This window comes from Flavobacterium solisilvae (genome assembly GCF_012911605.1).
GTDB classification, from domain to species: Bacteria; Bacteroidota; Bacteroidia; order Flavobacteriales; family Flavobacteriaceae; genus Flavobacterium; species Flavobacterium solisilvae.
In genome coordinates this window covers 207,997-222,829 of sequence record NZ_JAAMPT010000207.1, presented here as the reverse complement: position 1 = coordinate 222,829, position 14,833 = coordinate 207,997, and the positions used below count along the sequence as shown (strand labels likewise).

Annotated in this window: 12 protein-coding genes; 7 read left to right on the top strand and 5 right to left on the bottom strand. The window is 32.1% G+C overall.

The window, feature by feature from the left end; all coding sequences use genetic code 11:
* The first annotated feature begins 12 nt into the window (after positions 1–12).
* The 3 genes from G6042_RS09740 to G6042_RS09730 are packed head-to-tail and all read left to right on the top strand — an operon-like array spanning position 13 to position 3,529.
* Positions 13–1,197: an AGE family epimerase/isomerase gene (locus tag G6042_RS09740; RefSeq protein ID WP_169524243.1), complete on the top strand. Its 1,185-nt coding sequence runs from the start codon at positions 13–15 to the stop codon at positions 1,195–1,197.
* A 2-nt stretch (positions 1,198–1,199) separates the two neighbouring features.
* Positions 1,200–2,234 carry a carbohydrate binding domain-containing protein gene (locus tag G6042_RS09735; protein ID WP_169524242.1) on the top strand — a complete coding sequence of 345 codons (1,035 nt, stop codon included), beginning with the start codon at positions 1,200–1,202 and terminating at the stop codon, positions 2,232–2,234.
* A gap of 17 nt (positions 2,235–2,251) precedes the next feature.
* Positions 2,252–3,529, top strand: coding sequence for a glycoside hydrolase 5 family protein (locus tag G6042_RS09730; protein WP_169524241.1), 1,278 nt, complete (start codon positions 2,252–2,254; stop codon positions 3,527–3,529).
* A 53-nt stretch (positions 3,530–3,582) separates the two neighbouring features.
* Here the strand turns inward: G6042_RS09730 and bglX are convergent, their stop codons facing one another.
* The 4 genes from bglX to G6042_RS09710 all read right to left on the bottom strand — a co-directional run bounded on the left by bglX (position 3,583) and on the right by G6042_RS09710 (position 9,344).
* Positions 3,583–5,868: a beta-glucosidase BglX gene (bglX, locus tag G6042_RS09725; RefSeq protein WP_169524240.1), complete on the bottom strand. Its 2,286-nt coding sequence runs from the start codon at positions 5,866–5,868 to the stop codon at positions 3,583–3,585.
* 7 nt (positions 5,869–5,875) lie between these two features.
* Positions 5,876–7,249: a sialate O-acetylesterase gene (locus tag G6042_RS09720; RefSeq protein WP_169524239.1), complete on the bottom strand. Its 1,374-nt coding sequence runs from the start codon at positions 7,247–7,249 to the stop codon at positions 5,876–5,878.
* Positions 7,242–8,333, bottom strand: a complete 1,092-nt coding sequence (locus G6042_RS09715) for an SGNH/GDSL hydrolase family protein (protein WP_169524238.1) — start codon at positions 8,331–8,333, stop codon at positions 7,242–7,244. Before G6042_RS09715 ends, G6042_RS09720 begins: the two co-directional genes overlap by 8 nt.
* 156 nt (positions 8,334–8,489) lie before the next feature.
* Positions 8,490–9,344, bottom strand: coding sequence for a leucine-rich repeat domain-containing protein (locus G6042_RS09710; RefSeq protein ID WP_169524237.1), 855 nt, complete (start codon positions 9,342–9,344; stop codon positions 8,490–8,492).
* Between the two features lie 199 nt (positions 9,345–9,543).
* Between G6042_RS09710 and G6042_RS09705 the strand changes: the two genes are divergently transcribed.
* Both G6042_RS09705 and G6042_RS09700 read left to right on the top strand, forming a co-directional pair.
* Positions 9,544–10,032 carry a DUF1761 domain-containing protein gene (locus tag G6042_RS09705; RefSeq protein WP_169524236.1) on the top strand — a complete coding sequence of 163 codons (489 nt, stop codon included), beginning with the start codon at positions 9,544–9,546 and terminating at the stop codon, positions 10,030–10,032.
* A gap of 56 nt (positions 10,033–10,088) precedes the next feature.
* Positions 10,089–11,234: a GNAT family N-acetyltransferase gene (locus G6042_RS09700; RefSeq protein ID WP_169524235.1), complete on the top strand. Its 1,146-nt coding sequence runs from the start codon at positions 10,089–10,091 to the stop codon at positions 11,232–11,234.
* Between the two features lie 95 nt (positions 11,235–11,329).
* Here the strand turns inward: G6042_RS09700 and G6042_RS09695 are convergent, their stop codons facing one another.
* Positions 11,330–13,234, bottom strand: a complete 1,905-nt coding sequence (locus G6042_RS09695; RefSeq protein WP_169524234.1) for an ABC-F family ATP-binding cassette domain-containing protein — start codon at positions 13,232–13,234, stop codon at positions 11,330–11,332.
* A 67-nt stretch (positions 13,235–13,301) separates the two neighbouring features.
* On the opposite strand from G6042_RS09695, the gene G6042_RS09690 reads away from it, so the two are divergent.
* Both G6042_RS09690 and G6042_RS09685 read left to right on the top strand, forming a co-directional pair.
* A complete protein-coding gene (locus G6042_RS09690; RefSeq protein WP_169524233.1) occupies positions 13,302–13,688 on the top strand; it encodes a DUF983 domain-containing protein in 387 nt (128 codons plus the stop codon).
* Positions 13,689–13,874: 186 nt separating this feature from the next.
* Positions 13,875–14,783 (top strand): hypothetical protein, encoded by a 909-nt coding sequence (locus G6042_RS09685; protein WP_169524232.1) that lies wholly within the window; start codon positions 13,875–13,877, stop codon positions 14,781–14,783.
* The last annotated feature ends 50 nt before the right edge of the window (positions 14,784–14,833 follow it).

Here is a 14,833-nt window from a genome sequence, read left to right as displayed (position 1 = left end):
AGATTACACAAAGTGGAAACCCAAATCGACACCTTAAAATCACTTGCAAAATCAGAGTTGTTTGAAATTCTAAACTATTGGAGTTTTGAAACCATTGACAATAAAAATGGTGGATTTATCGGCGAAATTGATTATAAAAATTATAAAAATTTTGATGCTCCAAAAGGTTCAGTACTTCATGCTAGGATATTATGGTCGTTTTCGGCTGCATTTGAAATTACCAATGATGAAAAACATAAATCTTTAGCGAAAAGAGCTTTCGATTATATTGTTTCTAATTTTTACGATAGCCAATTTGGTGGAATATTTTGGAGTATAAATGCCGATGGAAGTCCAAGAGAAACCAAAAATCAAATTTATGCAATAGCTTTCACCATTTATGGTTTAACCGAATATTACAAAATTAGTAAAGACAAGAAAGCATTAGACTTAGCTATTGATTTATACAAAAAGATAGAACTTCACAGCTATGACAATCTAAAAGAAGGTTATTTTGAAGCCTTTACAAGAGATTGGCAACCTATCGAAGATTTGCGTTTAAGCGAAAAAGATGCCAACGAAAAAAAAACCATGAACACGCATCTTCACATTGTTGAAGCCTATGCAAATCTTTACAGTGTATGGAAAAATGTAGATTTAAAATTCAAAATTGCAAAAATTCTTCATGTTATCGATGTTTATTTTATCGACAAAAAAACCTGGCATTTGAAACTGTTTTTTGATGAAAATTGGGTTGAAAAACCAGATGTTATTTCCTATGGTCATGACATCGAAGCTGCTTGGTTACTACAATGGTGTGCTGAAGTAATTGCTGACAAACCACTTATCGAAAAATACCAAAACTATGCTGTTGAAATTGCAAAAGTGACCAAAGAAGGAATTGATGTTGATGGTGGTTTATGGTATGAATTTGATCCAAAAGAAAATAAATTAATTGCCGAAAAACATTGGTGGCCACAATCAGAACTTCTAATAGGAATGGTAAATGCATACCAACTAACACAAGATAAAGAATTTCTCTTGATAGCAGAAAAGAACTTTGAATTCATAGAAAAATATATTTTAGACAAAGTAAATGGCGAATGGATTTGGGGAATTAACCAAGATTATTCACCAATTCAAAAAGACAAAGCAGGTTTTTGGAAATGTCCTTACCACAATTCTCGTGCGTGCATCGAATTAATCAAAAGATTATAATTATGAAAAAACTAATTCCATTACTAATCACTTTAATTAGTGCTAACGCTATTGCTCAAAAAAATCTAGTTCAAAACGGCGGATTTGAAATGGAACTAAACCAATGGAATGGCGATGTTGCCAAACTATCATCCTTCGATAAGAAAAATGGAAAAAATAGCGCTATAATCACACAATATGTTGGTGCTCAATGGAAAGCTATCGATCAAACCATTTCTATTCCAAAAAACACAACTGCCATAGAATTAAGCGGTTGGATAAAATCGGATGGTGTTGAAAAAGGAGAAAATACTTGGAACACAGGAAAATTTGATATTGAATTTATCAACTCATCTGGAAAAGGTTTTCAAAACGAAAATATTGCTTCAGTTTTAGGCACAACTCCATGGACTTTTTATAAAAAAACCATAAAAGTTCCATCTTCAGCATCTAAATTAAGGATAATGTTAGCACTTGGTCAAACCAACGGAACAATACTATTTGATGAAATAAAAGCTATTGCAATCTCACAAGAAGAATTAAACAAAATTACAGAAGCAGAAAACGCTAAGCGCATGCCAACAGTAATTTCAGGAAATTATGAGGCAAAACCTATCGAGTTGACCAACGGAAATTTTGAAAACGGAATAACTTCTTGGCGTGGAAATGCAACTGTTTCAACAGAAACTTTTAAAGAAGGAAAATCAGCATTAGTATTAAAATCAAACACTTTTGATTGGAATGGCATTGACCAAATTGCCGATGTTCCAGAAAATGCAACTTCAATCACAGTTTCAGGTTGGTTAAAATCGGACAACATCGTTCAAGGAAAAGACATTTGGAACAACGGATTATTAAATATTGAATTTACCTCTGATGGAAGTAACAAAACTGGAAATGATCAAAGTGTAACTTTCGTAACTGGAACAACCGATTGGACGTTTTATACCAAAACATTTTCATTGCCAAAAGGAACAAAAAAATACCGCTTAATGATTGCGCTAGGTTTTGCAACAGGAACACTTTTTGCCGACGAAATTTCGGTGAAATTTAACTAATTAAACCCAAAATCTTTATGAAAAGAATTGCCACATTACTCATTGCTGCTATCCTAACGATTTCGTGTCAAAGCGAAAAGTCATTTATAATTGTTGAAAACTCAAAATTCATCAAAAATGGAAAGCCTTATCATTTTGTTGGAACCAACTATTGGTATGGTGCGCTTTTGGGAGCAAAAAGTGGTAATCGTGAACGATTATTAAAAGAACTTGACGAACTTAAAGCTTACGGAATTTCAAACCTTAGAGTGCTTGTTGGTGCCGAAGGTGGAAATCAAGATTTTACCGTGAGAGAAGCATTGCAAACCGAACAAGGAAAATACAACGAAGAATTACTTGAAGGTTTGGATTTTCTTTTATCAGAGATGAAAAAGCGCGACTTAACAGCTATTTTATATTTGAATAACAATTGGGAATGGTCTGGAGGAATGGCAAAATATCTGGAATGGAATGGTTATGGTGAAGTTCCAAACCCGAATATCGCTCCAAATACTTGGCCACAATTCATGAGTTATACATCGCAGTTTCATAGTTGTAAACCGTGTATGGATTCGTTCAAAAAACACATTAAATTTATTATAAACCGAACTAATTCAATTACCAACGAAAAATATACCAACGATACTACCATTATGGCTTGGGAAGTTGCTAACGAACCGAGAATTTTCACTAAAGAAAATGAAAAGGCATTTACCATTTGGTTAAACGATGTTGTGGATTATATGGATAATTTAGACAAAAACCATTTAATCACAACTGGTTCTGAAGGAAAAGCAGGTTCAAACGATGATTTGGCGGCTTTTAAAAGAACACACACCAACAAAAACATTGATTACTTAACGATGCACATTTGGCCAAAAAATTGGGGTTGGTATAAAATGGAAGACGAAAAAGGTTCAACACCAATTGCCATTCAAAAAACAATTGAATACATCAACGAACACATCATTGTTGCCAAAGAATTAAATAAACCTATCGTTTTAGAAGAATTTGGTTACCCGCGAAATCAAGAAAGTTTGGATAGAAATGCTTCATCTGAATTTAGAAATCAATTTTACAATGCCGTTTTTAAGCGTTTGGATGATGCAATCACAAAGAACGAACCGTTTGTTGCCTTAAATTTTTGGGGTTATGCTGGAATTGGAAAAAACAATCCAAAAGACGGAAAATGGAAAAAAGGCGATGATTACACAACTGATCCGCCACAAGAACCACAAGGTTTAAACTCTGTTTTTTCTAGCGAAAAAGAGACTTTAGATATGATGAAAAAGTACAATCAAAAGTGGAATAAATAATAAAAAAAGGGTTAGAATTTCATTTTCCAACCCTTTTTAATTACAAACAAATATTACTTTAAAACAAATTCTGTTTCTTTTACTTCATCAGAATTAGTTCCAACAAAGACTTTAAAAGTTCCAGGTTCAACCAAATAGTTTCCATTATTATCAAAAAATCCAAGTTCATTTTCGGTTAATGTAAAACGAATGGTTTTGGTTTCTCCTTTTTTCAATTCTACTAATTCAAATCCTTTTAATTCTTTCACAGGTCTTGACAAACTTGCTGTAACATCTCTAATATAAAGCTGAACGACTTCTTTTCCGTCAAAATATCCAGTATTGGTTAGCTCAACCGAAACGTTTACTTTTTCGCCCTTTGAATAGGTTGATTTATCTAATTTTAAGTTTTTATATTCAAAAGTGGTGTAACTTAATCCAAATCCAAAAGGAAACTGCGGTGTTTTTTCGACATCGGTGTAATGCGACCAAAAAACATTATTTTCAGAATTTGTTGGTCTTCCGGTGTTGTGAAAATTATAATAAATAGGACATTGCCCAACATTTCTAGGAAAACTCATTGGTAATTTCCCACTTGGATTATAATCACCATAAAGCACTTGCGCCACAGCATTTCCAGTTTGTGTTCCCAATTGCCATGCTTCAACAATGGCTGGAATTTTTTCGGCTGCCCAAGGCAAAGCCAACGGACGACCATTGTTTAAAACCAAAACAATATTTGGATTTACTTTATAAATTTCTTCTAACAATTCTTGCTGAACACCAGGCAAATCAAGATTTGTTCTGCTTCTTCCTTCACCACTTTGAAAACCATGTTCGCCTAAAACCATCACGACAACATCGGCAGTTGATGCTATTTTTTTTGCGGCTTCAAAACCTGATTTATCAGTTGTATTGAAAACTAATTCATCAACAAAAGTGGTTTTCCCTACAGTCAAATCAGCTCCTTTTTCATAAGTTAATTGATTGCCTTTGTACTGTTGCATTCCTTCCAAAACTGAAACTGCCGAATTATCTTCTGCGGCAATGCGCCAACTTCCTAAAGGACTTGTTTTATCCTTTGCCAAGGCACCAATCAAAGCTATTTTTTGTCCTGATTTTTTCAACGGAAGTAGATTTTTTTCATTTTTCAACAAGACAATTGATTTTTTTGCCATGTCTAAAACAGTATCATTATTGGCTTTGCTTCCAACTGTTTCTTTTTCTCTTTTTTCGTCACAATATAAAAATGGATTGTCGAAAAGTCCTAATTCAAATTTTACTCTAAGAATTCTTCGAACCGCATCGTCAACTAATTTTACATCTACTTTTCCTTCTTTGACCAAATTCACTAATTCGGCTACATAAAGATGCGATTCCATATCCATATCAGCACCAGCTTCAACAGCTCGTTGCGATGCTTCTTTTCCATCAGCTGCAAAACCGTGAATTATCATTTCTCTAATCGAAGCCCAATCCGTAATAACATAACCATTGAAATTCCATTTACCTTTTAAAATATCGCGTTGTAAAAATTTATTTCCCGTTGCTGGAATTCCATTCAGAATATTAAACGAGTTCATAAACGTTCGAACTCCTGCATCTTTTGCCGCTTTAAATGGAGGCAAAACTGTGTTGTAAAGCGTTGCATTTCCAATATCAACCGTATTATATTCTTTACCCGATTCAGAAAAACCATAAGCCGCAAAATGTTTTGCACAGGCAGCAATCGTGTTCACTTTTTCTAAATCGCCAAACGAATCGCCTTGAAAACCTTTCACTCTAGCTTCTGCGATTTTGCTTCCAAGAAATGGATCTTCGCCAGCGCCTTCCATAACTCTTCCCCAACGTGCTTCGCGAGAAATATCGACCATTGGTCCAAATGTCCAATTAATTCCTGATGCTGAAGCTTCGGCTGCTGCTACTTGTGCCGATTTTTTTATGGCTGCTAAATCCCAACTTGCCGCTTCCGCCAAAGGAATTGGACTTAGTGTTTTATAACCGTGAATAACGTCAAAACCAATAATTAATGGAATTCCCAAACGAGTTTGTTCTACCGCTATTTTTTGCACAGCACGAACTTGATCAACGCCACGAACGGTCAACATTGAACCAACCCAACCTTTTCTTAAATGTTCATATTTTAATTCGGCTGTTCCGCCTTTTGGTGCTGGACCAGTTACTTCCCAAAAACCATTGTATTGGTTCATTTGTCCCACTTTTTCTTCCAAAGTCATTTGTTTCATTAACAAATCGATGCGTTCTTCTATTGGCTTAGTTTTATCTAAATGGGCTTTATTTTGTGCGTTCATAGTTGTGACTGCAAAAAGCGTAAGTATTGATATTGTTGTTATTTTCATAGTTGTTTTATTCTGAAATAAATGTTGATGCTGGTAAATTGGCTTTATTAAACAGTTGCGATTGCGCTGTGTTTGTCCAAGCGAAACGTACTTTTGTTGGATTTTTTACTTCTTTGGATTGCAAGATAACTTGATTATTTTTTATTTCGGCTTTGGCTTGATGAAAAACACCGTCAACTCCAGCAATTTCAAATTGATTGGCTTTTTTATCTTTAAAATACAATCCGTCTGAATAATCAAAATTTACAATTACTTTATTTTTTTCGATTTTAAAATCTTTAAAAAGTGGTCCATTTACTAATTCATTTCTTGTTTTGTAATGATTGTTCAATGCTAAATTAGCTAAACGAATTCCAACTGATTTTTTATCTTTTGGATGAATATCATCCGTTGGCGAAATATCCGAAGTTACAACCATTTCTGTTTTTGGAAGTTGTAACGTTCGTCTTTGAAAATCTCTAACTTCTGCACCGCCAAAATGATTTTCGCCATATTGATACGGTGCAATTTGAACAAAATAAAAGGGAAAATCATCTTTCCAAAGTGTTCGCCATGAGGTAATCAATCTTGAAAAAGTTTTATCATAAATAGTCGAACCTACATTACTTTCGCCTTGATACCAAATTGTTCCTGCTATTTTAAAACCAACTATCGGATTAATCATGGCATTAAAAGTTCGTGTTGGTTCAACAGGACAATATTCATTTGGTTTATAATCAGCCGTTGCTTTTAGTAAATCGGGTTCATTTTTAAACGCTGTTTCTGGCATCCAAACTTCTGCAGAAGTTCCACCCCAATTAGAAGAAATCAATCCAATTGGAACATTTTTTAAATCTTTTTGTAATTGTTTAGCAAAAAAATAAGCCACAGCACTAAAATTTTTCATCGTTTCTGGCGAACATTCTGTCCAGTTTCCTAGCAAATTATTTTGTGGCGTAGTAGCAGTAAGTTTTGGAACAGTAAAAAATCTAATGTTTGGATAATTGGCATTTTTTACTTCTTCGTCACCGTTTTCAATTCCCCAAGCAGCAGACATTTCCATATTAGATTGCCCAGAACAAAGCCAAACTTCGCCTATTAAAATATTTTTAAGAACTACTTCATTATAACCTTTGAATGTTATAGAAAATGGTCCGCCTTCTTTTGGTGTTGGAATTGTAATTTGCCAATTTGCATAACTATCTGTTGTTACTTTGTATTCTTGATTTTTCCAACTTGGCGTAATTTTTATTTCTTCTTTTGGATTTCCCCAACCCCAAATTTTTATTTCGGAATTGCGTTGTAAAACCATATTGTCAGAAAAAATATTTGGTAACGAGACATTTGCCCAAATTGCATTGGAAAAAATCATTACTACAATAAAAAATAGTATCTTATTCATTTAATAGTTTTTTAAAATAGTCTTCCATTTGAGCTGCAATCACTTTGTGGTCTTCAGCATCAGGATGATAATCACATCCTTTTGGCTTCATTTCATTAAACTCAAGAAGTCCAATTGGTTTATGGATTTTATCATCTTTAAAAGCTGCAATAACTTCTTTTAAACAAGAAACTAAAAGTATATTTTTTTCGCCAGAAACCATTGGACTGTTTAGCAAAACAACTCTAGTATTTGGATATCGCTTGTATATATTTTTTATAAAATTGATATAATTTGAAATGTATTTTTCTTTATTGAAAGGCAAACGCTGTTTTGTTCCATCGCCATCCGAAAGGTCATTTGTTCCAAGACAAATACTTACCAAATCGGGTTGAAAATCGGTTGGAAATGGTTTTGAACTGTCTTTTTTTTGATATAAATTATCATAAACATCGGGTAAAACAGTTTCTTCATTATTTTCGGAATTCCAGTTGCGATACATCCCGTTTCCTGAAATAGAACTTAGAAGAAAATCTACGTTTAGCTTTCTGCTTAAAACTGGTCCATAAGCTAAATAGGCATTGTGTTGATCAAACCAATGATTAGTATGACACGGAATTGATAAATCATTTCCCATTCCGCAAGTAATAGAATCGCCAATAAATTCAATTTTCCTTTTGGTTTGAATAGATGTTGAAACGATATTTTTAGTCTTTGTTCCATCAAAAAAAACAGTTCCATTTGCGGCTTCGGTTGCTTTGTAGATTGTAACTACATGAATTTTATTGTCGTTACTTTCAACAGAAAATTTTTGTGCATTTCCTGATTTAACGATAAATCTACCTTTGTATTGACCGTCAACTTCAAGCACAAAATAATTATCATGTTCAAAAGAATCATTGGTACTTAAATAATAATCTGTTGATGTTCCTTTGTATGAAAAAGTTACTGATGCTGCTGAAGAAATTAAAAATCCGCTTTTTTCTGAAGTTTTTTCGATTCTTCCTTTAAAGATAAAATTATTGGTTTCTGAAGGATTTTCATTTGCAAATATAAATTGCACAAAAAAGAGTAAAAAGAAAACTAAAATTGATTTTGGTGTCATTATAAAAAATATAGATATTGTAAAATTAATTCATTTAAAACAAAAACATTGATACAATTCTATCAAAGAATGATTAAAAACTAGCCATACTAAACAAAAAAAGTCTCGATTTCTCGAGACATTTCTTTTACTAACCCAATCAAAATTTAATCATGACTACTCATCCGCAGCGTAAGCTGAGTTTTTGTCAATGCTTACTTTTAGTGTTGAAGCAACACCTTGTTCGTTTATCATTGTCATATTTAATGTATCTAATTTTGCTAAATTTTTTGAAACAAAACCATTAAACATGTTATATGAAATATTCATTTCTTTTAAATTTTTCAATTTTTCCAAATCAAATGGAACAGTTCCTTCCATTTTGTTTTCAAACAAACTAAGATTTTCCAATGAAGAAAGATTTGAAACTTCAGAACTTAAGCTTCCTGTTAACTTATTACTGCTCAACAATAATTCCTTTAATGATTTTAACTGATAATAAGATACCGGAATTTCTCCTTCGATTTCATTATTAAACAAAGAAAGCACTTCCAATGAAGACAAACTTCCGATGCTTTCAGGTAATTGACCTGTAAATCTATTCATATGAAGCTCAATAGATTTTATTTTCGTCAAGCTTCCTATCGTATTTGGCAAACTTCCCGATAGTTTATTAAAGGACACATTTAATTTAGTCAAACTTTTAAGATTACCTATTGTTGTTGGCAAAACTCCACTAATATCATTTCTAAATAAATTCAATTCTTCTAGCGAAGTCAAATCGCCTATTTCGCTTGGCAATTGTCCGACCAAATTGTTGTTCATCAATTTTAGAGAAACCACTTTATCGTTTTTTACTTCAACACCATACCAAGTACTTGGTGATGATTTCAAATTCCATGTATTTATCCACTTTGAGCCATTAGTAGATTTGTATAATTTTAATAATGCATTTTTCTCTTTTGAAGAAATTTCTGCAAACATCGATACCGATAAAAATAATAATGCGAAATAAGTAAATATTGTTTTCATAATAATTTGTGTATAGATTTGGACTTAATGACATTGTAAAATTAATACAAACATCGTTTAAAGTCAAAAATAATCGTTGAAATGCATTGTTTTAGTATTTTTTTGAATATTTTTCTTATAAATAACACGTTTAAATTAAATTTTTTATTAAAAAAGAATTTAATACATTTGATATACTAACCAATAAAACATTGAAATTATGCCTTTTAATTTTTACGCAGTTTTAGTATCCTCATTTATAACACTTTTAGTAGGATTCATTTGGTACAACCCAAAAGTATTTGGAACCATTTGGATGAAAGAAACAGGAATGACTGAAGAAAAAGCCCAAAAATCAAACATGTTGAAGGTTTTTGGATTAACTATTTTTTATTCTTTGATGTTGTCTTTCTTGTTGCCAGTATTAGTTATACATCAGTTTGGCGCATTAGGAATGATTGGCGGACCAGAATTTGTAGCAACAGCAAAACCATCTTATGCCGCTTTTCTAGCTGATTATGGTGATGCATTCCGAACTTTTCAACATGGTGCTTTGCATGGTTTTATGACAGGATTGTTTTTTGCATTGCCAATAACTGCCATAAACAGTTTATTTGAACAAAAATCTTGGAAATATATTCTAATAAATGCTGGTTATTGGATTGTTTCACTAACCTTAATGGGAGGAATTATTTGCGCTTGGGAATAGTTTAACATTTTATTAAATAACAATCGCTCTACATTTGTGGAGCGATTTTTTTGTTTGTGAATAATTACACTTTTAAAATTTACACTTCAGTTGAAAATCTCCCAAATGATTGGGATGTTGTTGCCTATGACAATGTTTTTCTACAAACACAGTATTTGAATGTACTGGAAAAATCGGCACCTGTAAATATGCAATGTTTTTTTATTGGAATATTCGAAGAGACAAAGCTTATTGGCATTGCTTTGGCACAATATCTAAATTTAAACAAATTAGAATCATTTGGCGAAAGAGACAAATGTTTAAAAACTTCTGTTAGAAATTTTGTTTTCAAGAATTTTGCATCTCATGTTTTATTTCTTGGAAATAACATGATTACAGGACAAAATGGTTATCAGTTCAAGAAAGACATCAGTTTTGATGAAATTGGAAAGTTACTTCTACTTTGTTCCGAAGAAATTATCTCTTATTTCAAAAAACAAAAGACAAAAATTCACATTGTTTCCTTTAAAGATTTTTATCAAGATTGTGCCAACGAACTCAAAACAAATACTTTTTCAACTATTTATGAGTTCAATACACAACCCAATATGATTTTCAAAATTCCGTCTCATTGGAAAACGAAAGAAGATTATGTTGCTGCTTTTTCAAAAAAATATCGTGATCAATACAAACGAGCTCACAAAAAAATTGAAGGAATTACAGTTCGTGAATTGTCATTGGAAGAAACAATTAAGCACGAAAATCGCATTTATGATTTGTATTATTATGTTGCCAAAAATGCTCCGTTTAATACTTTTTTCTTAGCCAAGAATCATTTTTCAACGTTTAAAAAACAATGCGGAAACCGTTTCAAAATCATTGGTTATTTCAAAAATGAAGATTTAGTTGGTTTTCACACTATTCTATTAAACGGAAATACTTTGGAAACCTATTTCTTGGGTTATGACGAAAAAGTGCAAAAAGAAAGCATGCTCTATTTGAACATGCTTTATACTATGACTGAATTTGCGATTGAAAATAACTTTGGACGAATTATTTTTGGTCGAACGGCTTTGGAAATTAAAAGTTCCATTGGCGCTAAACCTGTTATGATGTCGGGATTTATTTATCACACGAATTCGTTAGTAAATAAATTTCTTCCGAAGATTTTTCCAAAACTGGAACCAACATTAGCTTGGCAACAACGGCATCCTTTCAAGTAAGTTACGGGTTACGAATTTAAAGTTGCGAGTTGATTTAACCACAAAGTTCGCAAAGTTTTCACGAAGTTCACAAGGTGTAACTAATTCTAAAAATATTACGATTCAAGTTCCAACTGAACGGTTTCCCATTCTTCTAATAATTTTTCTAAATCTTTCTTTTTTCTTTCATATGCTGCAAAAAAAGAAGCATTTTCGATGTGTTTATCATAATTAGAAGCCAATTCTTTATCATCGTTCTGAATGTCTTTTTCCAACTGCTGAATTTGGCTTTCTATTTTGGATAACCTATTTTGTAATGCTTTTTGCGATTTTTGTTCTTCAAAAGACAAGTTTTTCTTTTCCACTTTTGGAGTTTCTTTTACTACATCTTTTTTCTCAATTTCGCGCATGTTCATTGCGTTTCGTTGTTCTAAGAAGAAATTAATATCGCCAAGATATTCTCTAATTTTTTGATCTTTGAATTCATAAACAATATTCGACATTCCTTGAAGGAAATCTCTATCGTGGGAAACTAAAAGCAACGTTCCTTCATATTTTTGCAACGCTGCTTTCAACACATTTTTAGATTTTATATCCAAATGGTTTGTTGGCTCATCCATCACCAAAACATTGATAGGTTGAAGCAATAATTTACATAATGCCAAACGATTTCGTTCACCTCCAGAAAGCACTTTTACTTTTTTCTCCACATCATCGCCACGGAACAAAAATGCACCCAACATGTCGCGAACTTTAGAACGATTGGTATCAGTTGCGGCTTCGAGCATGGTGTCCAAAAGTGTTTTTTCACCGTCAAGATATTCCGCTTGATTTTGGGCAAAATAACCCAACTGAACATTATGTCCGAGTTTTATTGAACCTTCATATTCAAATTCGTTAACAATCGCTTTGATAAACGTAGATTTTCCTTGACCATTTTGACCAACAAAGGCAATTTTACTTCCGCGTTCTACCAAAAGTGAAATATCTTTCAAAATTGTTTTTTCGCCATACGCTTTCGTTACATGTTCCGCTTCAACAACAACTCTTCCTGGAGTTTGAGAAACGGGAAACGAAATACTCATCACCGAATTATCATCTTCATCCACTTCAATTCGCTCTACTTTATCAAGTTTTTTAATTAACGATTGCGCCATCGATGCTTTGGAAGCTTTGGCTCGGAATTTTTCGATTAACTTTTCAGTCTCTTCTATTTTCTTAGCTTGATTTTTTTGCGTAGCCAACTGTTTTTCGCGAATTTCTTCTCTTAAAACTAAATATTGCGAATAAGGTTTATTAAAATCATAAGCCTTTCCGAGAGAAATCTCGATAGTTCTATTGGTTACATTGTCCAAAAACATTTTATCGTGAGAAACAATCACCACAACGCCAGGGAAATTTCTCAAAAAACCTTCCAACCAAATAATACTTTCAATATCCAAATGGTTTGTTGGCTCATCGAGAAGCAAAATATCATTGGATTGCAATAATAATTTTGCCAACTCAATACGCATTCTCCATCCGCCGGAAAATGTATCGGTTTGATTGTTAAAATCTTCTCTTTTAAAACCTAATCCTAAAAGAATTTTCTCGGTATCGCCAACGTAGTTGTATCCGCCAAGAATTTCATAATGGTGTTGAACATCGCTTAATTGCTCAATCAATTCGGAGTAAGAAGCGCTTTCATAATCGGTTCGAGTAACCAATTGATGATTGATTTCGTCAATTTTTAATTCGGCTCTTTTTATTTCTTCAAAAGCTTGATAAGCTTCATCCAAAACCGTTCTTCCTTGTTCAAAATCAATATCTTGACGAAGAAAACCAATTCTGACTTCCTTTTCTGTAGCAATTTGACCAGAATCAGGTTTGAAATCACCAGCCAAAATTTTTAGCATCGTTGATTTTCCTGCGCCATTTTTTCCAACCAAACCTACTCTATCGCCAGCACCAAGACGAAAAGTTACTTCTTCAAAAAGATACGTTCCGCCGAACGAAACCGATAAATTATGTATGTTTAACATGATTATTTGTTACAAAAGTTACATTCAAAAGATTTCTATAAAGTACCTTTGTAGAAAATTTTTGCAAATGTTAAAAAAAGGATCGAAACTAAATAGTATTTTAACAGGAAGTTGCCCTAAATGTCAGGAAGAAAGTATGTATGTTGAAAAAAACCCTTATCATCTTTCAAAATTATATGACATGCACGAAACTTGTAGCCACTGCGGATTACAATATCAAATAGAACCGTCGTTTTTTTATGGCGCAATGTATGTTAGCTATGGACTAACCGTTGCGATTGGCGTTGCCGCTTTTATTATTGCAAAAGTTTTTCTTGGTTTAAGTTTAGTAGAAGCGTTTATTGCTATCATTATTGCATTGGTCGTTTTAACGCCAGTTACCGCTCGATTATCCCGAAATATTTACATTAATATTTTTGTGCATTATGATAAAAATGCCGCTAAGAAAAAATAGATTTTAGTTTATATTTTTATAGAAAACACAAAGCGATGACTTTGTGTTTTTTGTTTATATTTGTTAAATAGCTTAATAAGTCACAACAATATATTACATTCATGACTAAAGTTAAAATAGGATATGCACTTATTTATAAGCTATAAACAATTAAAAAACATATCATTAAACCATTTTTAAAATCTGATGAAAGAATATCAATTTTATGATAAAAGTTTAACTATAGAAGGATTTGAGAAATTTTTAAAAAAACCTCTTTATAATGCTGATTTAGTTAAAATATTGAGAGAAGAATATCCAAACAAAAAATTTTATCTTTCTACCCGACTATTGAAACGTGAATATATTTTTTTATGCGAGCAAATTTACGGTTCAGAGAAAGAATTTTTAATTTATAACTATGGCAAAATATTAGCTGGGAAATTATATCATATCAAAACAAATATTGAAGATTGGAAAAAACAAGTGATTTCCGAAATCAAATTAAAACTTGCTTTTAAATCTAAAGATGTTTCTGATGATTTAAAGCCAATTCTTTTAAGTACTACAAAATTATTTGGACAAATAAATTCAAAATTTGTAGTTACTTACAGAAATAAAGTTGGAGACAACGATACAATGTCCGCATATTATGACGTAAATATCGGACAGTATAATTTTCGAGAAGGTGTTGTTGGTCTTTCTGAATATTCTATAAAACCTTTTGAATTAGCGCAAGAATACAAAAAAAAAGCAGTTGAACTGAATAATGACATTGACAATTTCAATATGAAGTTTATTAGTGACCTATATTTGATAAAAATTCTGAATTTTGAAGACACTAATTTTCAAGAATATTTAGAACAAACGCTAGATACAAGATATTGTTTTGATATTCAAAAATTCTTGAAATTAAAAAGCAATTTTACAGAATTGATAAATTCAAAAATACAATCTCAAGATTATAATCTCTTTTTAATTCCAAAAAAATATATTACAAATCCTCAGAATTTTTTTGAAATTAATGACTTAAACACTTTTAAAAAAACAAAAATAAACTCGAAAGATCTCCAAAATTGGGGAATAACAATCCAAAACTCTTCAAAGAATTCTTAGAAAAACTGCGCAAATGTCTTCTGACTTTGCGCAGTTTTTTAAAGATAATT